Origin of the sequence: Promicromonospora sukumoe (assembly GCF_014137995.1) — a bacterium.
In the GTDB taxonomy this organism is placed as follows: Bacteria; Actinomycetota; Actinomycetes; order Actinomycetales; family Cellulomonadaceae; genus Promicromonospora; species Promicromonospora sukumoe.
The window spans coordinates 2,056,119-2,079,015 of sequence record NZ_JACGWV010000001.1 but is presented as its reverse complement, the minus strand read 5'-3'; the positions used below and the strand labels follow the sequence as shown (position 1 = coordinate 2,079,015).

The 22,897-nt window shown below is 73.4% G+C and carries 20 protein-coding genes; 9 read left to right on the top strand and 11 right to left on the bottom strand.

Going from position 1 to position 22,897, the window contains the following annotated elements; translation table 11 throughout:
- Positions 1-36 precede the first annotated feature (36 nt).
- On the bottom strand, positions 37-1,008 hold the full coding sequence (locus FHX71_RS09130; protein WP_182615550.1) for an aldo/keto reductase: 972 nt from the start codon (positions 1,006-1,008) through the stop codon (positions 37-39).
- A gap of 144 nt (positions 1,009-1,152) precedes the next feature.
- Here FHX71_RS09130 and FHX71_RS09125 point away from each other — a divergent pair, with 144 nt between their 5' ends.
- Positions 1,153-1,710 carry a MarR family winged helix-turn-helix transcriptional regulator gene (locus FHX71_RS09125; RefSeq protein ID WP_182615548.1) on the top strand — a complete coding sequence of 186 codons (558 nt, stop codon included), beginning with the start codon at positions 1,153-1,155 and terminating at the stop codon, positions 1,708-1,710.
- Positions 1,711-1,731: 21 nt separating this feature from the next.
- On the opposite strand, the gene FHX71_RS09120 is transcribed toward FHX71_RS09125, so the two are convergent.
- Both FHX71_RS09120 and FHX71_RS09115 read right to left on the bottom strand, forming a co-directional pair.
- A complete protein-coding gene (locus FHX71_RS09120) occupies positions 1,732-2,421 on the bottom strand; it encodes a DUF998 domain-containing protein (protein ID WP_182615546.1) in 690 nt (229 codons plus the stop codon).
- Positions 2,418-4,286: a carboxylesterase/lipase family protein gene (locus tag FHX71_RS09115; RefSeq protein ID WP_182615545.1), complete on the bottom strand. Its 1,869-nt coding sequence runs from the start codon at positions 4,284-4,286 to the stop codon at positions 2,418-2,420. Before FHX71_RS09115 ends, FHX71_RS09120 begins: the two co-directional genes overlap by 4 nt.
- Positions 4,287-4,594: 308 nt before the next feature.
- Here FHX71_RS09115 and FHX71_RS09110 point away from each other — a divergent pair, with 308 nt between their 5' ends.
- Together FHX71_RS09110 and FHX71_RS09105 are read left to right on the top strand one after the other, a co-directional pair.
- Complete coding sequence (locus tag FHX71_RS09110) at positions 4,595-5,371, top strand: SDR family NAD(P)-dependent oxidoreductase (protein ID WP_182615543.1); 777 nt, start codon at positions 4,595-4,597, stop codon at positions 5,369-5,371.
- 26 nt (positions 5,372-5,397) lie between these two features.
- On the top strand, positions 5,398-6,234 hold the full coding sequence (locus FHX71_RS09105) for an SDR family oxidoreductase (protein WP_182615541.1): 837 nt from the start codon (positions 5,398-5,400) through the stop codon (positions 6,232-6,234).
- 38 nt (positions 6,235-6,272) lie between these two features.
- Here the strand turns inward: FHX71_RS09105 and FHX71_RS09100 are convergent, their stop codons facing one another.
- The gene (locus FHX71_RS09100) at positions 6,273-7,166 is read right to left on the bottom strand and encodes an aldo/keto reductase (protein WP_182615539.1); all 894 of its coding nucleotides are present in this window, start codon (positions 7,164-7,166) and stop codon (positions 6,273-6,275) included.
- 101 nt (positions 7,167-7,267) lie between these two features.
- Here FHX71_RS09100 and FHX71_RS09095 point away from each other — a divergent pair, with 101 nt between their 5' ends.
- The gene (locus FHX71_RS09095; RefSeq protein WP_182615536.1) at positions 7,268-8,152 is read left to right on the top strand and encodes a helix-turn-helix domain-containing protein; all 885 of its coding nucleotides are present in this window, start codon (positions 7,268-7,270) and stop codon (positions 8,150-8,152) included.
- 104 nt (positions 8,153-8,256) lie between these two features.
- Positions 8,257-8,988, top strand: coding sequence for a CPBP family intramembrane glutamic endopeptidase (locus FHX71_RS09090; protein ID WP_182615534.1), 732 nt, complete (start codon positions 8,257-8,259; stop codon positions 8,986-8,988).
- An 8-nt stretch (positions 8,989-8,996) separates the two neighbouring features.
- Here FHX71_RS09090 and FHX71_RS09085 read toward each other — a convergent pair whose 3' ends face one another.
- The 3 genes from FHX71_RS09085 to FHX71_RS09075 form a co-directional block, all read right to left on the bottom strand.
- Positions 8,997-9,749 carry a MerR family transcriptional regulator gene (locus tag FHX71_RS09085; RefSeq protein WP_182615532.1) on the bottom strand — a complete coding sequence of 251 codons (753 nt, stop codon included), beginning with the start codon at positions 9,747-9,749 and terminating at the stop codon, positions 8,997-8,999.
- A gap of 107 nt (positions 9,750-9,856) precedes the next feature.
- Positions 9,857-13,147 (bottom strand): S8 family serine peptidase, encoded by a 3,291-nt coding sequence (locus FHX71_RS09080; RefSeq protein ID WP_182615530.1) that lies wholly within the window; start codon positions 13,145-13,147, stop codon positions 9,857-9,859.
- Positions 13,148-14,524, bottom strand: a complete 1,377-nt coding sequence (locus FHX71_RS09075; RefSeq protein ID WP_182615528.1) for a putative T7SS-secreted protein — start codon at positions 14,522-14,524, stop codon at positions 13,148-13,150. It abuts the gene before it with no gap.
- Between the two features lie 334 nt (positions 14,525-14,858).
- On the opposite strand from FHX71_RS09075, the gene FHX71_RS09070 reads away from it, so the two are divergent.
- On the top strand, positions 14,859-16,208 hold the full coding sequence (locus FHX71_RS09070) for an ABC transporter substrate-binding protein (RefSeq protein WP_182615526.1): 1,350 nt from the start codon (positions 14,859-14,861) through the stop codon (positions 16,206-16,208).
- Positions 16,209-16,358: 150 nt separating this feature from the next.
- Here FHX71_RS09070 and FHX71_RS09065 read toward each other — a convergent pair whose 3' ends face one another.
- From FHX71_RS09065 to FHX71_RS09050, 4 genes are read right to left on the bottom strand one after another with little or no spacing between them, the layout of a single operon-like run.
- Positions 16,359-17,864 carry a tripartite tricarboxylate transporter permease gene (locus FHX71_RS09065; protein WP_182615524.1) on the bottom strand — a complete coding sequence of 502 codons (1,506 nt, stop codon included), beginning with the start codon at positions 17,862-17,864 and terminating at the stop codon, positions 16,359-16,361.
- Positions 17,865-17,867: 3 nt separating this feature from the next.
- The gene (locus FHX71_RS09060; RefSeq protein ID WP_182615522.1) at positions 17,868-18,458 is read right to left on the bottom strand and encodes a tripartite tricarboxylate transporter TctB family protein; all 591 of its coding nucleotides are present in this window, start codon (positions 18,456-18,458) and stop codon (positions 17,868-17,870) included.
- Positions 18,455-19,435: a Bug family tripartite tricarboxylate transporter substrate binding protein gene (locus FHX71_RS09055; RefSeq protein ID WP_182615520.1), complete on the bottom strand. Its 981-nt coding sequence runs from the start codon at positions 19,433-19,435 to the stop codon at positions 18,455-18,457. Before FHX71_RS09055 ends, FHX71_RS09060 begins: the two co-directional genes overlap by 4 nt.
- Complete coding sequence (locus FHX71_RS09050) at positions 19,432-19,815, bottom strand: universal stress protein (RefSeq protein ID WP_182615518.1); 384 nt, start codon at positions 19,813-19,815, stop codon at positions 19,432-19,434. The genes FHX71_RS09055 and FHX71_RS09050 overlap by 4 nt, the downstream gene beginning before the upstream one ends.
- A 237-nt stretch (positions 19,816-20,052) precedes the next feature.
- On the opposite strand from FHX71_RS09050, the gene FHX71_RS09045 reads away from it, so the two are divergent.
- The 3 genes from FHX71_RS09045 to FHX71_RS09035 are packed head-to-tail and all read left to right on the top strand — an operon-like array spanning position 20,053 to position 22,879.
- Positions 20,053-20,820: an IclR family transcriptional regulator gene (locus tag FHX71_RS09045; protein WP_182615516.1), complete on the top strand. Its 768-nt coding sequence runs from the start codon at positions 20,053-20,055 to the stop codon at positions 20,818-20,820.
- Positions 20,817-22,037 carry a CaiB/BaiF CoA transferase family protein gene (locus FHX71_RS09040; protein ID WP_182615514.1) on the top strand — a complete coding sequence of 407 codons (1,221 nt, stop codon included), beginning with the start codon at positions 20,817-20,819 and terminating at the stop codon, positions 22,035-22,037. Before FHX71_RS09045 ends, FHX71_RS09040 begins: the two co-directional genes overlap by 4 nt.
- Positions 22,034-22,879 carry a citryl-CoA lyase gene (locus tag FHX71_RS09035; RefSeq protein ID WP_182615512.1) on the top strand — a complete coding sequence of 282 codons (846 nt, stop codon included), beginning with the start codon at positions 22,034-22,036 and terminating at the stop codon, positions 22,877-22,879. The genes FHX71_RS09040 and FHX71_RS09035 overlap by 4 nt, the downstream gene beginning before the upstream one ends.
- Positions 22,880-22,897: the final 18 nt, after the last annotated feature.

Sequence of the window (22,897 nt, the reverse complement as noted above, 5' to 3'; positions counted from 1 at the left end):
TCAAGCCCGGCCGGCGGGTGCGACCGAGCCTGGGCGCTACAGGCCGACGACGGCCATGCCGCCCCGGTCGTGGCGGTCGCCCGACGCGGGGGTCAGGCTGTTCAGCCGACCGATCTGGTCCGCGGTCAGCGCGATGCCGACGGCGGCGACGTTCTCCTCCAGCCGCTCGGCGCGCCGGGTCCCGGGGATGGGCGCGATGCCCTCCCCCTGGGCCAGGAGCCAGGCCAGAGCGACCTGCGCGGGGCTGGCGCCGGCCTCGGCCGCCACCTCCCGGACCTCGTCGACGATGCGCAGGTTGCGCTCCAGGTTGCCGCCGGTGAACCGCGGGTTGGTGCGACGCCAGTCGTCGGCGTCGAGCCCGTCGAGCGAGCGGATGTTCCCGGTCAGGAAGCCGTGGCCCAGGGGCGAGTAGGGCACCAGACCGATCCCCAGCTCACGCAGCACCGGGAGCACCTCCGCCTCGGGGTCCCGGGTCCAGAGCGAGTACTCGCTCTGGACCGCGGCCACGGGGTGGACCGCGTGCGCGCGGCGGATCGTCGCGGGACCGGCCTCGGACAGCCCGATGTGCAGGACCTTGCCCTCGGCGACCAGCTCGGACAGGGCGCCGACGGTGTCCTCGATCGGGGTGTCGGGGTCGACGCGGTGCTGGTAGTACAGGTCGATGTGGTCCGTGCCCAGGCGGCGCAGCGACCCCTCGACCGCGAGCCGGACGTTCGCCGGCGTGCTGTCCAGCCCGCCCCTGCCCGTGTGGGACACCAGCCCGAACTTGGTGGCGACCACCACCTCGTCCCGGCGCCCCTTCAGGGCCCGGCCCAGCAGGGTCTCGTTGGCGAAGCCCCCGTACACCTCGGCCGTGTCCAGGTGCGTGACACCGAGGTCCAGGGCGTGCCGGATGGTGGCGACCGAGCTCTCCTCGGACTCCCCCTTGCCGGTGTAGAAGTCGGACATGCCCATGACGCCCAGGCCGATGCGCGAGACCTCGAGGCCGCCGAGCGACGTGTTCTGCATGGAAGTTCCCTCTCCCCGTCCGGACGCCCGCCGCCTCCCGAGCCGCACCCGGGACCGAACTTGACGTCACAAGTTGAACTTGAGGCGTCAATATCTACACGCCAAAACTTGATGCGTCAAGAACCCGGGGCCTAGGGTGGCCGCATGGCGAAGACGGTGGACGCGCGACGACAGGACCGGCCGCTCTGGCTGAACGAGGACGAGATGGCGGCGTGGCTGGCCAACTCCGCGATCATGATCAGCCTGCCGGCCGCCCTGGACGCCCGGATGCAGCGCGAGTCCCAGATGACCTTCTTCGAGTACATGGTGCTCTCCGTGCTCTCCGAGGAGCCGGACCGGACCATGCAGATGAGCCGGCTGGCCGCGCGGACGGCGGCGTCGCTGTCCCGGCTGTCGCACGTGGTCGCCCGGCTGGAGAAGCGCGGGCTGGTCACCCGGTCCCGGATACCCGGGGCCGGACGGCGCACCAACACGACCCTGACCGACGCCGGGAACGACGTCGTCGTGGCGGCCGCGCCCGGGCATGTCGCGGCGGTGCGCGAGTACCTGATCGACAACCTCGAGCCGGCGGACCTGAAGGCCCTGCAGCGCATCGGCACGGCCGTCGCCGACGCCGTCGACGGCGGACGACCGGCCGCGCCGTCGGCCCAGGCCGGGGCTGGGGACGACGGCGACGGCGAGGGCGACGTCCCCGAGGGGTGACACCCCTCGGGGACGGTCACCTCACCTGGTCGGCCGCGCCTCCCCGAGGCTCCGCCGCGACGCGGCGAGGAGCGCGGCGCCGGTGACGCCGCACGCGGCGAAGATCGAGTAGACCGCGACCCGTTCGAAGACGGCGGGCTCGGCCAGCTCCTGCGGCGCGAGGGTCAGCACCAGACCGACCAGCCCGACGACGCCGAGGACGACGGTCGCCGCCGACCAGGCGGGCAGGCCGAAGCGGCGGGCCCCCGCCCCGACCACCACGAACAGCGCGTTGGCGAACAGGATCGCGACCGCGGCCCCGAGCACGTGCAGGGCGATCGTCCCGTCACCGACGGACTCGGCACCTCCGGGGAAGAGTGCGACCAGGAACATGTCGAGCGTGACGGACCAGCCCGCGACGGCGACCAGGACGCCCACGGCACCACGCCTGCGCAGCGCCAGCACCGTGAACAGCCCGCCCATGCTCAGCCCCATCGTCACGAACCCGGCGTTCATCACGGCGTGCAGCGGGGAGCACATCACCCGCCCGCCGTACTCCGCGCCGCAGACGGTGGTGCCGAGGTCGCTGATGAAGTTCACGCCGTAGTCGTAGGCACCCGCCGTCCAGGCCACCGCGGACACCGCCTCGGCCACCAGGAAGGCGACCGGGCCCAGGAAGGCGAGTACGGCGGCCAGCCGCGTCAGGGCGCGGGACGTCTCGGCGGGCCTCATGCGACCGGTCCCTGGTAGCTCATCCAGAAGTCGACGGCCTCGGGCCGGGGCCGGTCCGTCATGCCGCTCGGCGTACCGAGCTCCATGACCTGCTCCGGCGCCTCGGCGAACGTCGGCCAGGCGGGCAGCCCGGTCCCGTTCGGGTCGCCGGTCGCCGCGAAGCTCAGCCAGTAGCCGCTGAGCTGGTCGCGCAGCAGGTGGTCGGCCTCGCCGTAGTCCGCGTCGTCGTCCGCACCGAGGTTGCGGAAGGCGTACATCACCTCCGCGCCGTGGTACGCCCCGTACTCCAGGAGGGCCTCGTCGGGCGGGGTGTGCGTGAAGAAGTAGAGGTAGGCGGGCGCCTCGCCGCTCCGCGACTGCAGGTGCGCCCACCGGTACATCGCGCGGGTGAAGACCCGGTCGGCCGGCGCCGCCAGCATCGAGTCGGCCACCTGCTCCTCGGTCTCCCCGGGGTACAGGTCGAGGAACGCCGCGGTGTCGTCGCCGTGTGCCTCCTGGACCGTCGCGCGGTACTCCGCGGGCGTCATCGGCTCGGACGGGAAGGCCGCGGCGATGGAGAGCTCGTCCGCGTTGCTGCCCACCATGGTCGGCACGTCGAGCTGGTCGCCCGCCGCGTAGATCTCCGCCGGGCTGCGGTCGAGCACGTGGCCGTCGACGGACGGCCGCCAGTGCGGGCCGACGGCCGCCGCGGCCTCGGTGATCCGGTCCACGGGCAGGTCCCGCAGCTCCGCCACCGTCGCCACGCCCAGCTCCTGGGCGAGGCGCTCGCCGGCGTCCTCCGCGACGGCCCGGGAGTCGCTCTGGTCGCCGTCCTCGGTGTCGCCCTCGGTGCCCATGCAGGCCCCGCTGCTGCCGATGATGCCGTCCACGAGACCCTCGGTCAGGGGCGTGGCACCCAGGATGCACACGCTCTCCCCGCCGGCCGACTCCCCCGCCACGGTGACCCGGTCCGGGTCGCCGCCGAAGGCCGCGACGTTCTGCCGCACCCAGTCCAGGGCGGCGACCTGGTCCAGGATCCCGTAGTTGCCGGACGCGTCGTACCCGGACTCCGCCGCCAGCTCCGGGTGCGACAGGAAGCCGAGCACGCCGAGCCGGTAGTTGATCGTGACCACGACCGCCTCGCCGGTGGCGGCGAGCGCCTCGCCGTCGTACAGCGGCAGCGCGCCCGAGCCGGTGGCGAAGCCGCCGCCGGGCACGTAGACGATCACCGGCAGGTCGGCCGACGCCGCCCCGGTGGGCCGCCAGATGTTCAGGTAGAGGCTGTCCTCGCTGACCGGGTACGGGTTGAGGAACGTGTCCTCCAGGGGGATCTCCAGGGACCGTGCCAGCGCCCTGGTCGTGAACGTCGTGGTGCCCTGGACGGGCGCCGCCGAGAAGCGGTCGGCCACCAGCACCTCGGAACGCGGCTCGGGCGGCCGCGGCGCCTGCCAGCGCAGCTCGCCGACCGGGGGCGCGGCGTACGGGACGCCGGCGAAGATCTCGACCGTGCCGCTGTCATTGCGGACGCCCGTCACGGGGCCCTCGCGCGTCTCGACCGGCTCCGTCGCCGCGCGCTCCGCGCCGCCGGCGACCCGGTACTGCGGCCCGGGATGGGCGAGCACCACGGTCCCGGCGACGACGGCGGTCGCGACCAGCCACGCCCCCACCCGGAGCAGCACGCCGCGCCGCAGCCACCATCTGGCGGACAGCACCAGCCCGACCAGCAGCAGCGCGACCAGGCCCCAGCCCCACCAAGGCGTCTGGTTCAACCAGCCGAGCACCGCCACGAGCACGACCAGCAGCGCGAGGGGCACCCAGAACCAGGCGGAGCGCCGGGAGCCGGCGCCCCGAGCCCGGCGCGAGGTCGCCTGCTCAGTGATCTCCACGATCTGTCTTTCCTCTCGACGTCCAGGACAGCCAAAATATCCAGATGGATATTTTGACATCGGTCCTGCCCGCCCGTCAGTGACACCACGTCATCTCTGCGTCGTCCCTGCGGAACACCTCACCATGACGGGACGGCCCGCGCCCGGCGCAGCGGCCCGTCTCAGGCGTCCTGGGCGTGCGGCACACTGAGCACCACGAGCAGCCGCCCGGATCGTCAGGAGAAACTCGTGCACACGACCAGCGCGTCCAGCCACCCCGTCCTGCCGGGGACAGCCCTGCCGCGAACAGTCCTGCCGGGGGCGGTCCGGTGACGGCCGCCGGGTCCCGCGGCGTCCTGGTCACGGGGGCGTCCCGGGGCATCGGCCGCGCCACGGCGCTGGCCTTCGCCGAACGAGGCGACCGCGTCGCCGTGCACTACGCCCACGGCCGGGACGACGCCGCGCAGACCCTCGCCGCGCTGCCCGGCTCCGGCCACGTCCTGGTGCAGGGCGACCTGGGCGACCCGGCGGCGGCGACCGCACTGGTGGACGAGGCGGTCGCGGGGCTGGGCGGGATCTCCGTGCTGGTCAACAACGCCGGGGCGGCGCCCGACCCGGGCAACGTCCACCGGGTCCAGGACACCTCCTTCGAGGACTGGGCCGCCGCGTGGGACACGATGGTGCGCGTCAACCTGCTCGGCACGGCCCACGTGAGCTGGGCGGCGGCCCGGCACCTGGTCGCGTCAGGAACGGGCGGTGCGATCGTCAACGTCGGCTCCCGTGGGGCGCTCCGCGGGGAGCCCGACTACCCGGCGTACGGCGCGACGAAGGCCGGGGTGCACGCGCTCGGCCAGTCGCTGGCCCTGGCGCTGGCTCCGCACGACATCGCCGTGGCCTCGGTGGCGCCCGGCTTCGTGGCGACCGACCGGCAGGCCGCCAAGCTCGCGGGCGAGCAGGGCGACGGTCTGCGCGCGCAGAGCCCGTTCGGGCGGGTGGGCACCGCCGAGGAGGTCGCCGCCGCCGTCGTGTACCTGGCGTCGCCCGAGGCCCGCTGGTCCTCCGGGGCCGTGCTCGACGTCAACGGCGCCTCGTACCTGCACACCTGACCACCTGGACGAACGAGGAGCAGAGCATGAAGAAGGTACTGGTCGTGATCGGGGCCGGCGGCATGGGCGAGGCGGTCGTCCGCCGGATCGGCTCCGGACGCCGGGTGCTCCTGGCGGACATCGACGAGGCGTTGCTCGACCGCCTGCACGGTCAGCTCTCCGGCGACGGCTTCGACGTCAGCACCCGGCGGGTGGACGTGTCCGACCAGGCCTCGATGACCGCGACGGCGGAAGCCGCCGCGGATCTGGGCGAGGTGCTCACCGCGGTGCACACCGCCGGCCTGTCCCCCGCGCAAGCCACCTCCGAGGCGATCCTGCGGGTGGACCTGCTCGGCGTCGCGCACTTCCTCGAGGCGTTCTCGACGGTCGTCGCGCCGGGCGGCTCCGGCGTCGTCATCGCGAGCATGGCCGGGACGATGACGGCGGCGCGGCTTCCGGCCGAGGTCGAGGCCGCCCTGGCGACCACGCCGACGGAGCACCTGCTCGCGCTCCCGTTCCTGACGGACCCCGCCTTCGCGAGCCCCGGGGCGGCCTACGGGCTGGCCAAGCGCGCCAACCAGGTGCGGGTGCAGGCCGCCGCACGGGTCTGGGGCGAGCGGGGTGCGCGGATCAACAGCGTGAGCCCGGGACTGATCTCCACGCCGATGGGCCAGCAGGAGCTCGCGACCGAGGCGGGCGCCCAGATCCGCGCGCTGCTGGCCGGCTCCGCGGCGGGCGCACCGGGCACCGCGAGCGACGTCGCCGCGGCCGTCGAGTTCCTCACCGGGCCGGGTGCGGGGTACGTCACCGGCACGGACCTGCTGGTCGACGGCGGGGTCGTCGCCGGCGTGCAGGCCGGCCACGGCGCGGGTCGCGGCGACTAGCTCGCGCCCCGATCTCAGCCCTGCCTCGCGCCCACCGGCTACGCCTCCGGGATGGGTCGGTCGAAGTTGAAGCGGCGCGGCGTCTCCGGGTCCTCCGGGTCGGGGCCGTTCAGGACGCCCCGGTCCAGCGTCTCGATCAGCGCGAGCTCGTCCGCGGTGAGGTCGAAGTCGAAGACGTCGAAGTTCTCGGCGATGCGCGAGGGCGTCACCGACTTGGGGATGGCCGACCTGCCACGCTGCAGGTGCCACCGGAGCATGACCTGCGCGGCCGACCTGCCGTGGGCTCGCGCGACCGCCTGGAGGCCGGGGTCGTCCAGCACGCTGCTGCGCCCGCCGCCGTAGCCCGGGTAGAAGGTGATCCCGCCGATCGGTGACCACGCCTGGCTGACGATGCCGTGCGCCGCGTTCGCCCGCTGCACCGCCGGCTGCGTGCTGTAGGGATGCAGCTCGATCTGGTTCACCGCGGGGACCACGTCCGTCTCGGCGATCAGCCGGTCCAGGTGGTCCGGCAGGAAGTTGCTCACGCCGATGGCACGCACGCGGCCGTCCGCGAGCAGCTTCTCCAGCGCCCGGTACCCGGCCACCGTCGAGCCGAACCGGTCGGGCGCCGGCTGGTGCAGGAGCAGCAGGTCGATCGTGTCGTACCCGAGCTTGCCCGCCGACTTCTCGAACGCGTGGAAGGTCTCGTCGTAGCCGTAGTCCGAGACCCACACCTTGGTCTCGACGAACACCTCGTCCCGGGCGAGGCCCGAGCGCCGGATGCCCTCCCCCACCTCCCCCTCGTTGAAGTACACGGCGGCGGTGTCGACGAGCCGGTAGCCGGTCGCCAGCGCGACCTCCACGGCGTCGGCGGTCTCGCGCGGTCCGCTCTGGAAGACGCCGAAGCCCAGGGCGGGCATGACGACGCCGTTGTTCAGGGTGATCTCGTTCATGCGGCCAGTGAACGCGTCCGCGGGTCGCCCCGGAAGGAACTGCCGTGAGGTGCACTGGCAGTTCCTCCCTGCGCCGCGGCCCCCGACCTACCATCGAGACCATGACCGACCAGCGCCAGGACGTGCGGGACTTCCTCACCTCACGCCGGGCGCGCGTGCGCCCGGAGGAGAGCGGCCTGCCGAGCTTCGGGTCGACCCGGCGTGTCCCCGGGCTCCGCCGGGAGGAGGTCGCCCTGCTCGCCGGGGTGAGCGTCGAGTACTACGCCCGGATGGAGCGTGGGAACCTGAGCAACGTCTCGGACGCGGTGCTCGAGGCGGTGGCTCGCGCGCTGCAGCTCGACGAGGCGGAGCACGCCCACCTCTTCGACCTCGCCCGTGCGGCGCCCCGGCGCGAGCCCCGGCGTCGGCGGCCCGCCCCGCAGCAGGTCCGCCCGGTCGTCCAGCGGATCCTGGAGGCCATCACCGACGCACCGGCCTGGATCCGCAACGGCCGGCAGGACATCCTCGCCATGAACGAGCTCGGACGGGCCCTGTACCAGCCGGTGCTCGCGACCCCGCAGCGCCCGGCCAACGCGGCGCGCTTCACGTTCCTGGACCCGGCGGCCCGGCAGTTCCTGCTCGACTGGGAGAAGAACGCCGCGGACACCGCGGCGGCGCTACGGCAGGAGGCCGGGCGCAACCCGGACGACCCCGCCCTGATCAACCTGATCGGCGAGCTGTCCACCCGGAGCGAGGACTTCCGGGTGCGCTGGGCCACGCACGACGTCCTCCTGCACCGGACGGGCGTCAAGCGCCTGCACCATCCCGTCGTGGGCGAGCTCGAGCTCAGCTTCGAGAGCTTCGACCTCCCCGCCGACCCCGGCCTGGTGATGGTCGCGTACTCACCGGCCCCTGGTTCGCCGAGCGCCGACTCGCTCGCCCTGCTCGCCACGTGGGCGGCGACCACCCGCGCCGAGGAGCTCCGGCACGAGAGCCGGTCCGGCTAACGCCACGGTCGCGCCGTCGGCCGCTCTTTGACCCTGCCCCATGGGCACGGAATCCAATGCTCGTACTGCACCGCCAGACGAACAGAACCATGGAGCGAACCGCTATGTCGACCAGTGATGCCACCCGCCCGAAGCCTGCCCCGACCGGCACCGTGGCACCGGACCGGCCGGGCTGGCCCGAGATCGTCGTCGGCTCGCTCGCGGCGCTCGTCGCCATGCTCGCGATCCGGCTGTTCGGCGCCATCGGCCTGGACGAGGACCCCGTGGTCTACGGGCTGATCCTGACCGCGTGGTCCGGCGTCATCGGCCTGATCGCCTTCGCCGTCGCCGCGCTGATCCGGATCCGGTCCTGGGGCGCCTTCAGCGTGCGCCGCACGAGCTGGCGCTGGGTGCTCGTCGGCGTGGCCGCCGGCGTCGTCGCGCTCCTGCTCAAGGGGCTGGTCAACCTGGGCGTCATCACCGTGACCGGGTTCGACGCCGACCCCCAGGGCGACTACTACGACGCCGCGGGCGGTGGCGTGCTGCCGCTGATCCTGACCTTCCTCTTCCTGTCGATCCTCACCCCGATCGGCGAGGAGTTCTTCTTCCGCGGCGTCGTGACCAACGCCCTGCTGCGGTACGGCCCGGTGATCGGTGTCGTGTCCAGCTCGGTCTTCTTCGCCCTCGTGCACGGGATCAACATGGCGCTCCCCTCGGCCCTCGTGGTGGGCCTCATCGCGGCCGAGGTCATGCGCCGCAGCGGGTCCATCTGGCCCGCCGTGATCGTGCACGCCGTCAACAACGTGGGCCTGCCGCTGCTCGTGCTGATCACCGGGACGACCGGCCCCACCGCCTGAGCGACGGGTCAGTCCGGGGTGTCAGCCGCGGGCGCCTGGTCCAGCATCGCCAGCGCGGCCAGGCTCGCCCGCCGGATCACGTCGAGCTGGGCCGGGTTGTAGAGCTCGACGATCGCGTCCGAGAACATCTGCCGGGTGACCTCCTCGCTGCGGGCGAGGCGGTCACCCGGGCTGGTGAGCCAGGGGTGGTCCGTCAGGTGCCGCGCGATGTCCGGCGCGAGCTGCTCCGCGACCCGCTGCCGCGTCTCCTCGTCCGCGTCGGCGGGCAGGGCGTCGAACTCGGCGCCGGCGGCCCCAGGGTCCTCCGCCTCCACCATCTTCCGCAGGTCCGTCATCGCCTCCTGCGTGTAGAGCTGGGTGTAGATGTGGATGAGCGAGCTGTCGGCGTCCGACAGCCGGGGCCCGAGGGACTCGAACCCCACCGGCGCGTCCGCGGCGGTGCCGTCGCGCAGGATGGCCGCGATGGCCGACCGGGCCTTGAGCTGGCGCTCGATGCTCGCCGCGAGCTCGGCGTCGAGCTCACGGAGCGCGGCGGGCGAGGCGTCGCCCCCGCCGCGGACCGCGTCGATCGCCGAGAGCGGGAACCCCAGCTCCGTGAGCCGCCGGATGCGCAGCAGGCTGACGAGGTGGCTGACCTCGTACTGCTTGTACCCGTTGGACCGTCGCAGGGGCTCATCGAGCAGCCCCCGCTCGTGGTAGAGCCGGATGGCCTTGACCGTGGTGCCCGCCAGGTCGGCGAGCTCACGGGTGCTCCACGCCATGACGAGTCCTTTCCTGGCCGGGCGGCCGCTCCTGACCGGGCGGTCACAGCCTGCCAGAAGGGCGCCCGCCGCGTCACCGTCCGCGGCGGGCCGCCCGAACCCTGGGACTACTCCACCCGGTAGGCCTCCAGCACCGTCTCGACGACGGTCTCGCCGGCGGCGTCGGACGCCTCGGCACGCAGGGAGACCATCGACGTGCCCGCCGGGGCCTCGACCACGGCGACGCCGCCGGTCAGCTCGGCCTCCGTCCAGGTCTCACCGCCGTCGGCGGACCACGACAGCCCGGTCACCGACGCGCCGTCGCCGCCCACGGCCGAGACCGCGACCTCGGTGCTGCGCGGGGCATGTCCCCGCGGCCCGATCCCGGCCACGTCGTAGCGCACGTCCAGCAGGCCGCGCGTCGCCGGCTCCACCCCGGGCTCGGCCCGGAACGTCCACTCGCCGGAGACCACGGCCCCGGTGTACCAGCGGTCCGAGCCGCGGGCGCCGTCGAACGCCACCTGGTACTCGGCCCCGCCCGCGGGGACGGTGACCGTGGCCCAGCCCGAGGGCTCGTCCGCGACGACCTCGCCGTCCTGCCGCACCACCAGGCGCACGTCGTCCTCGCCGGACTCGAAGAAGAGGTTCCCCGCCGCGTCCGACCAGTCGGTGGTGACGTCGAGCTGGTCCTCGAAGAGCCCGCGGGAGCCCGCCGGCGAGTACGGGGCGCCGCCCACCGTCACGGAGGTCTCGGACCCGGGGGCGAGGGCGAGCTGCCCGGTGCCGAGCTGGCCCACGGTGGCGTCCGGGGACTCGTAGAGCACGCTCCTGCTCCAGGACACGTCCTCGGCGTTCAGGTACTCGGTCCGGGTCCCCGGCGTGACCGGCCGGGAGGGCGAGGAGATCCAGTCGCGCCCCACCGGCACCCCCGACCAGAAGACCGACGTCCGCACGTCGCGCGCCGGCTCGGCGTACGTCGTGGTGACGGTGGCGAGGTCCTCGGCCCCGATCACGAACGCGCCCGTCGTCACCGGCGACTGCCGGAGGGTGAGGTCGTAGGTGTACGACGGCGACGCGTCGTCCGCCACGGGCTCGCTGAGCTGCGCGCCGGTGACGTGGTCGAACGCGCCGACCGTGACCGGGTCGGTCGGCGTGACATAGGCGTCCGCGCCGGCGTCGACGGACAGGCCCGTCGAGAAGCTGCTGCCCTGCTCGTCGACGTGCATCCCGTCCAGCACGAGGGCGGTCCGGTCGGCCGCCCGTGGCACGTCGAACGTGACCTTCTCGGCGTCCCGGGCGTCGAGCGTCAGGGTCGTGTCCTCGGTCACCGCGACCTGCGGGGCGTCCGACTCGACCAGCTCCGTGACGTCGAGGTCGGTCGCCCCCCGCATCATCAGGGAGCTCACGACGTAGGTGCCGGCGGGGACCTCGAAGGTCCGGCCGGCCGCCTCCGTGCCCTCCAGGGCGAAGGACTGCTGGAACCGGGCGTGGTCCGCCGCGTCCACGACGGTGAGCTGCGAGAGCCCGTCGAACGCCTCGCCGTCCCGCCCGGTCTGCCGGACCGTCAGGTCGAACATCTCCGGCTGCTTCTCCCAGCCGACCGGCGTGCGCACCGACGTACCACCGGGACCGGTCGCGACCACGGTGCCGCTGTACCGACCGAGGTCGCCCGCGGCCTTGTCCACGGCGACGGTCACCGCCGCCGTCCCGCGCGCCGGGACCTTGAGCCGGTCCCTGGAGAGCGAGGCGGCCTCGACCGGCTCGCCGTCCGGACCGGTCGCGGAGACCTCCAGGTCGAGGACGACCGCGGACCGGCCGGTGTTCCGGTAGGTGACCTTCTTCGACAGCGGCTTCGTGTACGGCGGCTCGAACTGCCCGAACGACACCGACGCCGGGCTCGCCAGCACCTTCTGGCCCAGCGCGCTCGGGATGAAGACGCGGCCGGCGCCCTCCTCCCACACGGTGGCGCCCGTGGTGTCGGCCGAGCCCATGAGCGCCGAGCGCACCTGCGCCGACGTCAGCTTCGGCCGCGCCTGCAGCAGCGCGGCCGCGGCCCCGGCGACGTGCGGCGCCGCCATGGAGGTACCGGTCAGCGCCACGTGCTCCGCGTCCACGACCTCGCCGGACGACGTCCCCTCCGCGCGGGCCGCGACGATGCCCTCGCCCGGCGCCGCGATGTCCGGCTTGATCGCGCCGTCCAGCCGCGGCCCCCGGTTGGAGAAGCCCGTGACGGTGTCGGAATCGTCGACGGCACCGACCGTCAGGGCCGACGACGCCGCGGCGGGCGAGCCGATCGACGCGTCGCCGCCGTCGTTCCCCGAGGCGACGACGAACAGCGCGCCGTGCCGCTTCGTCAGCTCGTCCACGGCGACCGACGCCGGGTCGGTGCCGTCCGAGGCGTTGGGGAAGCCGAGCGACAGGTTCACGACGTCGGCGCCCTGGTCGACAGCCCACTCCATGCCCTCGATGACCACCGACATCGTCGAGACTCCCTCGTCGTCCAGCACCTTGCCCACCAGCAGGTCGGCGTCGGGCGCCATGCCCCGGTTCTCGCCCCCGGAGGCCTGGCCCGAGCCCGCGGCGATGGAGGCCACGTGGGTGCCGTGGCCGTTCCGGTCGGCGACCGTGCCCGTGCCGGAGAAGTCCTTGGCGCCCACGACGGCCTCGTCGAGGTCGGGGTGCGTCGCGTCGACGCCCGTGTCCAGGACGGCGATCGTGACCCCCTTGCCGGTCGCGCCGGACTCCCACGCCTGCGGGGCCCCGATCTGCGGCGCGGAGTCCGCGTCGAGCGCCTCCGCGGGGGCGTCCAGCCAGACCCGCTCGATCGCGGGCGTGCCCGTCGCGTTCGCGCCGGGGTCGCCGTCCTGCGCGCGCCCGTCCTGTGAGCGCAGCGTGTCGAGCAGCCGGGCGCCCTGCGCGGGGCCGACGTCGTCGGCCACGGCGCCGACCGAATCCAGCCGGCGGTCGGGCGTCAGGCCTGCGGCCCGCCACTCCGACGACGACGCCGTCGAACGGGCCGTCGTCCCCTCAGGCTGCTGCACGATCACCGGGACCGTCTCCCGGTCCACGCCCGTCGCGGCGAGCCCGGCGACGTCGAACAGCGCCTCGTCCAGCCGCTCCCCCACCATCGGCGCGACGTCGGACGGGATCACGAACGTGCGCTCCCCGTCGGTGCGCCGCAGGAAGGCGACGCCCTCCCGGCCCTCGGCGGGGTGGACCGCGGTGGACCGGTGGCCGTCGGCCGTGGTCGTCACGGTGACGCGGTCGCCGGTCAGCAGGGTGACCGTGACCGGCTCGGGGGCCGCCGGGACCGGGGCCGCGGCCGGGTCGTCCGGCGGGGTCGCCGCCGCTCCGCCCGTCGCGACCGACACGGCGAGCGCCCCGGCGATCCCCGCGGCGACAAGAGTTCTGGTGCGCATCTAGATCGGCTCCCCGGCGTCCTTGGTGATGTGGTTGAGCTCCCAGTCGGTCGTGCCGTCGTAGCCCTCACGGCCGTCGTCACCGAACGAGGACGCGGGCACGGCCGTGCTCCACGCGCCGGTGACGAGGCCGGTCAGCCAGGAGGCCGAGCCCAGGACGTAGACCCACGGCTTGACGAACCCGCCGGTGATCCCGGTGATCTTCAGGCCGTCGAGGGCCGCGTTGAGCGCGTTGAGCTGCTTGATCCCGCCGATGCCGATGGCGCCGGTGAACGACGGGATACGCCAGGCGTTCGGGTTGATCCGGAGCAGCGTCTGCAACCTGCTGAGGCTCGTCAGGTTCTCGCTGATCCGGAGCCCGCCGGACAGCACCCGGTTGAGCGCGAAGGCGCTGAACGGGCCGTCGATGTTGTTCCGGAACACGGCCATCCGTTCCGCGAGCCGGCCGAGGTCGTCCAGCCGGACGGTGACTGCCGACTGCGAGGCGGCCCTCGACGCCTTGACGGCGTTGCTGATCTTGCTGGCCACCCTGAGACCGATGCCGGCCGTGAGCACACCGATGACGCCCCAGATCACGCCCATCCAGCTCTCCTCACCGGTGGCGGCCAGCACGATGGAGCCGATCAGGCCGGCCACCGCCACGCCGAACGCGACCCAGGCGAGCGCGTTGAGGCCGGGGATGATCATCGCCAGCACCGCCAGGGCCATGCCGATCCAGCCGAGCACCTCGACGAGCCCCTTGAGGAACTTCATGAACCGGGCCCGGAGCGCGTCCTGCCAGCTGTGGTTCAGCCCGTCGTCGCCCCAGTTCTCCTTGATCTTGGTCGCGGCGGCCTCGGCGGCGACGTCGAGCGCCGTCATGGCGTTGCGCGCCACGGTCTTGGCCGCCTCGATCGTGCCCTTCGCCCCGGAGATCGCGGTCGCGCGGTCCTCGGACGCCTGCTTCTCCGTGTCGGTCAGCGGCTCGGCGTCCTCGCCGCGGTCCTCGTTCACCGGGTCGCTCATGTCCTCGGCGGTCGCCAGGGCGCGCGCCGCCTTCTCGGCGTCGTCCAGCGCCTCACCGGTCTTCGACCGTGCCGTCTCCAGCGCCGGCTGGTACTCGACCAGCGCGGCGTGCACGTCCTCGTAGCGGTCGGCCGCCTTGCCCAGCGCCTCGTGGCTCTCCTGCGCACGCTTGCGCATCGCGCCCGCGGCCTCGCCCTTGAGCAGGGTCTCGTCACCGTCGCCGATCCGCTTGAGGAGCGCCGCCTGCGTGGTCATGGTCTCGGCGATCTTCTTGTAGTGCCGGATCACCGCGTCGAGCCCGGACGGCTCGGCCGGCACGGGGTCGTCGTCGTAGTCCAGCAGCTGCCACTCACCCACGCGCGCGGCGCTCATCCAGTCTCCTTCTCTCGGTTGCCGTGCGGCCGACACCCCAGGTCGTCGCGGCTGCGAGTAGACACCGTGTCCCAGGGACAGACTCAAGCCGCGGGCGGGGCGGGCAGGCCGAGCCACGACGCTATGGCGGCCGCTCCGAGAGTGTCCAAGACTTCTCCGGACGCTCGACGAGAGGACTTGTCTATCGATCGCGACCGCGCTCTCCGCTCCACCTGTCCGGCGCCTCGACAGGGAGCGTCCGACCCTCGCGCGCCGCTCCCCGGATCGCCCCGTGCGGCGCTACGGTACGGGTGCCTGCCCGGCAGGCGTCGACGACGAATGGAACGGAGCAGCTGTGGCACGAGGCACCGGCATCCCCCGCCGCACCGGAGCGGTGCTCGCCGTGACGGGGCTCGCGATGGCAGTACTGGCCGGGTGCGCGGTCTCGCCCGGCGCCGGCGTCGCGGCAGACCTGTCCCCCGAGGACGTCTCTTCCGCGCTCCAGGAGGGCGGCGACCTGCTGGTCTGGGCGTGGGAGCCCACGCTGGAGCACGTCGTCGAGGACTTCGAGGCCGAGTACCCGAACGTGGACGTGGAGCTGGCGAACGTCGGCACGGGCAACGACCACTACGTGGTGCTGCAGAACGCGATCCGCGCGGGCTCGGGCGTGCCCGACGTCGCGCAGGTCGAGTACTACGCCCTGCCGCAGTTCTCGATCGCGGGGTCCCTCGCCGACCTCGCGCCGCTGGGCGCGAGCGAGCTCGACGGCACCTACTCCCCGGGGACCTGGGGGTCGGTGACCGACGGCGACGCGGTGTACGGCCTGCCGATCGACTCCGGCCCCATGGCCCTGTTCTACAACGCGAGGACGTTCAAGGAGGCCGGCGTCGAGGTGCCGGCCACGTGGGACGAGTTCGTCGAGGCCGCACGCAAGATCCACGCGCACGACGACGGGACCCACCTCATCGCGGACGACGGCAACGCCGGGTTCGCGACGTCGATGATCTGGCAGGCCGGCGGGACGCCGTTCGCCGTCGACGGGACCACCGTGACCGTCGACCTCGCCGACAAGGGCTCGGCCCGGTTCGCCCAGATGTGGCAGCAGCTGCTCGACGACGACCTCGTGGCGAAGGTCCCGGAGTGGTCGGACGAGTGGTTCCAGCGGCTCGGCGACGGGACGATCGCCGCGCTGGTGACGGGCGCCTGGATGCCCGCGAACCTGGAGTCGGGCGCTCCGGGGGCCGCGGGCGACTGGCGCGTGGCGCCGATGCCGCAGTGGACGAAGGGCGGCACCGCGACGGCCGAGAACGGCGGCTCCGCGCTGTCGATCACCGAGGCCAGCACCCAGAAGGCCCTGGCCTACGGGTTCCTCCAGTACGCGAACGCCGGCGACGGCGTGCAGGTGCGGCTCGACCACGGCAACTTCCCGGCCACGACCGCGGACCTCACCAGCCCCGAGTTCCTGGCCAGGGAGCCGGAGTACTTCGGCGGGCAGAAGATCAACGAGGTGCTCTCCGCGTCCGCGACCGGTGTGCTCCCCGGCTGGCAGTACCTGCCGTACCAGGTCTACGCGAACAGCAAGTTCCCCGACACCGTCGGCCAGGCCTACACGGGCTCGACGCCGCTGTCCGACGGGCTGGGCGCCTGGCAGGAGTCGATCGTCAAGTACGGCAACGAGCAGGGGTTCACCGTCTCCGGGTCGTGACCTCGCGCTGGGGCGGCGCCGGACACGGTGACCCTGACGCCGGCCGGAGCGCGCGAGATCGTGATCGACCTCGTCCGCACCGGCCGGCCGTCCGACGACGTCACGTGGAGCGACTTCCCGCTCGGGTAGGCACCCGCCGGGACACACGCGTCACACGTCGACGGAGCGCCGTGCCCGCAGGCGGCTGATCAGCACACCACCGATCGTGGCGAACAACGCGAGGTAGATGGTGATCGTGATCGGGCTGGCGGCCAGCGCCGTCAGGCTGCCCTCGCTCACCGCAAGGGTGCGGGTCAGCTCGGTCTCGGCCATCGGGCCGAGGATCGCCGCGATCAGGACGGGCGCCACCGGCACCTCGTAGCGCCGCATGAGCAGGCCGAGCAGGCCGAACGCGAGCAGCAGGCCGAGGTCCACCAGGCTGGTGGAGTTGGCGTACACGCCGAACGCGCAGAACGTCGCGATCCCCGCGTACAGGTACGGGCGCGGGATGAGCAGCAGCCGGGCCCAGATGGACGCGAACGGCATGTTCAGGATGACCAGCACGACCAGCCCGACGAAGAGCGAGGCGATGAGCGCCCACGCCAGGTCGCCGTTGCGGTCGAACATGAGCGGGCCTGGCTGCATGCCGTACTGCTGGAAGGCCGCGAGCATGATGGCCGCCGTCGCGGAGGTGGGCAGGCCGAGCGTGAGCAGGGCGCCCATCGCGGTGCCGGAGGTGGCGTTGCCCGCCGCCTCCGGGGCCGCCACGCCGCGGATGGCGCCGCGCCCGAACTCGGGGTTGCGCCGCTTGCGGTCGAGACGCCGCTCGTTGCCGTAGGCCAGGAACGTGGGGATCTCGGAGCCGCCCACGGGGATCACGCCGAACGGGAGCCCGAAGCCCGTGCCGCGCAGCCAGGCGGGCAGCGCCTTGCGGAACTCGGCGCGGGACAGGAAGGGCCGCCCCTTGGAGTTGATGCTGGTCTCCGGGCCCTTGCGGCGCGCGGTCGACGCGACCCGGAGCACCTCGCCCAGAGCGAGGAGGCCGACGGTCACGGTGATGATGCTGACGCCGTCGAACAGCTCGGGGATGCCCATCGTGAACCGGGAGGCGCCCGACTGCGGCTCGATGCCGATCATCGCGACCGCCAGCCCGATGACGAGGGCCGCCAGGCCCTTGAGCACCGAGTCGGCCACGACCGCCGACGTCGCCACGAAGGCGAACACCGCCAGCGCGAAGAACTCGGCCGACCCGAAGTTGGTGGCGAGCTGCGCCATGTAGGGCGCGCCGAACGCCACCAGGGTGGTGGCGATGAGCCCGCCGATGACCGCGCCGATCGCCGCGGTCGCCAGCGCCTGGGGCGCTCGCCCGTCGAGCGCCATCTTGTGGCCCTCGAACGTGGAGGCGATCGCCGAGGAGTTGCCGGGGGTGTTGAGCAGGATGCCGGAGATCGAGTCGCCGAACAGCCCGCCGTAGTAGACGCCGGCGAACATGATGAACGCGCCCGTGGGGTCGAGGCTGAACGTGATGGGCAGCAGCAGGGCCACGGCCATGGCCGAGCCCAGGCCCGGCAGCACGCCGACGGCGGTGCCGAGCACGGCGCCGATCGTGACCCAGAGCAGGTTGATGGGAGACAGGGCGGTCGAGAAGCCCTCGAGCAGATGAGTGAAGGTATCCATGGGTCAGATCCCTGCCAGGATGCCGGACGGCAGCGGGAGGCCGAGGCCCCCGGCGAAGGCCAGCTGGATGACGGAGGAGAGCGCGAGCCCCGCGCCGATGTTGACGAGGTGCTTGGCCGAGCCGAGCCCGTACGACACGCCCGCGAACAGCAGCGCGCCGCTGACGAGCCAGCCGACCGGCTCGAGGATCAGGATGAAGGCGCCGAACGTGCCGGCCACGATCGCGACCTGGCGCCAGTCGATCCGCTCGCCGGCATCGCCGCTCGCGGGCGCCGGGCCCGTGTCGGCCGCGGCGTCGGGCCCGCTGCCGCCGGAACCGGCACCCTGCCGGGCCGCCGGTCGCAGCCTGCCGCGGATTCCCTGCGCCAGGAGCAGGAGGCCCACCACGGAGGCCACCACCGTGACGATCACGGGGAAGAACTGGGGCCCGGGAGGGGCCGCGCTGTCCGAGACCTCCATGGTCGCGGTGCCGTAGGCCAGGTACGCGGCGACCACCAGGACGACCACGGCGAGCGGGACGGAGCCCTGGTTCTGCTGCGCGGCCGCCGCGGCCGGGGTGTGCGCCGTCGAGACGGGATGGTCGTTGCTGGTCATAGTCCGAGCTCCTTGACGACGTCCTGGATGCGGCCGATCTCGCCGTCGAGGAAGTCGCCGAACTCCTCGCCGGTCTGCAGGTTGGCGACCCACTTGTTGCGCTCCACGGCGTCCGACCACTCGGGCGTGGCGACGGTCTCCTCGACGATCGCCTGGAGCTCCGCCGCGTCCTCGGGCGCGATGCCGGGAGGCGCGACGACGCCGCGGAAGTTGGGCAGGTAGAGGTCGTAGCCCGCCTCGATGAAGGTGGGCGCGTCGATGTCCGCGACGGGCTCGGGGGCCGAGAGCGCCAGGATGCGCAGCTTGCCGGCCTCGATCTGGTCGGCGAACTCGTTGTAGCCGCTCATCCCGGCCGCGACGCTGTGCGAGAGCAGCGCGTTGACGGCCTCGCCGCCGCCCGCGAACGGGATGTAGTTGACGTCCGCCGGGTCCACGCCGACCTCCTCGGCGAGCAGGCCCGCGGTCAGGTGGTCGGTGCCGCCGATCGAGCCGCCGCCGATCGACACCTGGCCCGGGTTCTTCTCGAACGCCTCGACGAAGTCGTCGACGGTGGCGTAGGGCGAGTCCGCCGGCACCACCAGCGCCTCGTAGTCGTCGGCGAGGTGCGCGATCGGCGTCGTCTCCTCGAGGCGGTACGCCGAGTCGTTCACCTCGATGCCGCCGATCATGACGGTGCCGGTGACCATCAGGACGTCGTCCTGGCCGGACATCTCCATGAGCTGTCCCAGGCCGATGGTGCCCGCCGCGCCGCCCGCGTTGACTACGCGCGGGTTGGTGACGATGCCGCGCTCGCGCATGACGGACTGCATCTCGCGCGCCACGGTGTCCCAGCCGCCGCCCGGGGCGGCCGGGACGAGCAGTGTCAGCCCGGTCCGCGCGCCGTGCACGTTGCCCGAGCGGTTGGCCTGGATGCCCGCCGCCACGACGAGCGGGACACAGACCAGCAGGGCGATGGTGGTCCGCACGCCGCGCCTCATGAGCCGCTCCCCCGTCCGCCGCCCGCGCCCGCGGCCGGCTTGACGGTGAGCACCGGTACCGGGGAGTCGAGGATCAGCCGCTGCGCCATCGACCCGAGCACCAACTTGCCGAGCGGGCTGCGCCGCCGGGCGCCGACCACGAGCACCTCGACGTCGCCCGCGGCGACGACGTCCAGGACCGCGTCGATCGGGTCCTGGTGGGGGTCGCGGGTCACCTGGCTCGCCTCGACCCCGGCCAGCAGCTCCGCGGCGCCGTCGACGGGGGTGGATCCGACGTTGCACCACTGCAACGTCGTCGCGCGACGGCGCGCCTCGGCGACCCCTTCGAGCAGGGCGGCACGACCTTCAGTGGTCGCGCTCGCTACGACAAGTACGGACACGGTGCCTCCTCAGGCGTGGGGCTGGAGCGATGCACGGGCCGCGTCGTGACCTCGACGTCGAGTACGGGACCGGCTGGCGTCGTCATCGTTGACTCGTGCATCGCGTACCACCAGGCGGTTCGGTTGGTCTGCCTGGTGGTACGGTGAGGCTACGGCAGCGCACTTCGCTTGGCAAGAACGGCGCTGCTGCCCCGGAACTGGACACCGGGGCGCGGCCACGGCATACGAGGTGACGACGTGACAGAGACGACGACCGGCGGCGACGGGGTGCGCAGCGTGCACCGCGCGCTCGAGCTGCTGGCGCACTTCGACGAGCAGCACAGCTCGCACAGCATCCGGGACCTGGTCGAGGCCAGCGGGCTCGCCAAGTCCACCGTCGTGCGGCTCGTCACCACGCTGGAGCACGCCGGGATGCTCTGGACGCGCGGCGACGGGCGCATCACGGCGGGCGTCGGGCTGATGCGCTGGTCGCGGCTGGCGCAGTCCACCTGGAGCGTGCCGCCCGAGGCCACGGAGGTGCTCACGCAGCTGGGCCGGGACTGCGGCGGGGAGTCCAGCCGCGTCTACGTGCGCCAGGGCACCGCGCGCGTCTGCATCGCCCAGCAGGAAGGGACCCAGCAGCTGCGGCACGTCGTGCAGGTCGGCGAGGCCATGCCGATCTGGCTCGGCGCCACCGGGCACGTGCTGCTGACCGGGCTCCCGCCCGACCAGGTCGAGGGCATCGGCGTCGCCGCGGGCCATGGGGCCGACTCTGCCGCCCGGCTCGCCCGCACCGTCGAGGAGACCCGCGCGCGCGGGTGGTCGGCCAGCCACGGCGAGCGCGAGGCAGGAGTCTCCGCCATCGCCGCGCCCGTGACCACACCGGAGGGCAGGGTGGCGGCCGCCGTCGGCCTCGGCGGCCCGACCAGCAGGTTCACCCCGGAGCACCTCGACGCCTGGCGCCCCGTCGTGCTGGAGGCCGCCGCCCGGCTCGCCCGGATCCCGTTCTTCGGAGGTATCGCGTGACCGAGGCGCCCGCCGCACCCCGGCTCCTCGACGGCGTCCGGGTGCTCGACCTCACGAACGTGCTCGCCGGACCGTTCGCGAGCTATCAGCTCGCGCTGCTGGGGGCCGACGTGATCAAGGTGGAGATCCCGGGCACGGGGGACCTCGCGCGCCGGCTCGGCGCGGACCACGACCTGAACGAGGCGGGGGTCGGCGCCTCGTTCCTCGCGCAGAACAGCGCCAAGCGTTCCCTGACCCTGAACCTGAAGAGCGCGGCGGGCAGGGAGGTCCTGCTCCGGGCCGTCGCGTCGACCGACGTGCTCGTCGAGAACTTCCGGCCCGGCGTCCTGGACCGCCTCGGCCTCGGCTGGGACCGCCTCCGGGAGGCCAACCCCGGGCTCGTCTACTGCGCGATCTCCGGCTTCGGCCAGGACGGCCCGCTGCGGGACCGCCCCGCCTACGACCAGATCGTGCAGGGCGTCTCCGGGATGATGAGCACGACCGGCACCGAGCACACCGGGCCGCTGCGCGCCGGGTACCCGGTGGCGGACACCCTCGGCGGCATGACGGCGGCGTTCGCGATCGCCTCGGCGCTGGTGCACCGGGACCGCACCGGCACGGGCTCGCACCTCGACGTCTCCATGCTGGAGTCGGCCATGACCGCGATGGGCTGGGTGGTCTCCAACCACCTCATCGCGGGCCAGGACCCGGTGCCCATGGGCAACGACAACTTCACGGCCGCGCCGTCCGGCACCTTCGCGACCGGGCACGGGCTGCTCAACATCTCCGCCAACGAGCAGCGGCAGTTCGTCGCGCTGTGCCGGGTGCTGGACCGCCCCGACCTGTGCACGGACCCGCGCTTCGCGGAACGCTCCGCCCGCAAGGCGCACCGGACCAAGCTCACCGAACAGCTGGAGAAGGCCCTCGCCGCCCGCACGGCCGAGCAGTGGGAGCCGGTCCTGGCGGCGGCGGGCGTTCCCGCCGCCCGCGTGCTCGGCGTGCCCGAGGCGCTGGCCCAGGACCAGGTGGCCGAACGACGGTTCGTGCACGACCTGCCCTTTCCCGGCGGACGAGACCGCCCCCTGCGGGTGCTGGGCAGCCCGGTCCACGTCGACGGCGCGGCGCCCGTGCCCGCGCACGAGCCGCCCCTGCTCGGCGAACACACCGACACGATCCTGCGCGAGCTCGGCTACGACGCCGCGACGATCGCCACCCTGCACGAGGAAGGAACCGTATGACCAGCGCGGCATTCCCCACCGTCGAGGAGTACGAGGCCCAGGTCACCGGCTGGTGGCGCACCGGCATCACCCGCATCCGGCCCGGTGAGATCCTGCTGCGCGGCTACCCCGTCGAGGAGCTGATCGGCAACATCACGTTCGTCGACCAGATCTGGCTCATGCTGCGGGGCGAGCTGCCCACGCCGGACCAGAGCCGCCTCCTGGAGGCAGCCCTCGTGGCCGCCGTCGACCACGGGCCGCAGGCCCCCTCCATCGCGGCGGCCCGCATGGCCGCGACCTGCGGCGTCGGCCTCAACAACGCCGTGGCGACGGGCACCAACCTCCTGGGTGACGTCCACGGCGGGGCCGGCCAGCAGTGCATGGAGGTGCTCCGCGAGATCCAGGAGCGCGCCGGGGACGGCGGGGACGTCGACGCGGCGGCGGCCGAGCTCGTGGCCGAGTACCGCGCCCGGGGCGAGCACGTCCCGGGCTTCGGGCACCGGTTCCACCCCCGCGACCCGCGCCGCGACCCGCTCCTCGAGCTCACCGAGCGAGCGGCCGACGCCGGGGCGGTGACCGGGTGGGCGCTGCGGGCGGGGCGGGCCCTGGAGGCCGCGCTCGCGGCGGGGCGGAGCCGTCCCGTACCGATGAACATCGACGGCGCGACGGCGATCATCTACAGCGAGCTGGGATTCGCGCCCGAGCTCGGGCGCGGACTGTTCGTGCTGTCCCGCAGCGTCGGCATCCTGGCCCACGCCTGGGAGGAGACGACCAGCGGCAGCCGGATCAAGGGGCCGCTCCCCCGCCCGCTCCTGGCCGGATACGACGGCCCGGAGCCGCGGGCCGTGCCTCGGCGGGCGTAGGACCGGGGACGGAGTTCC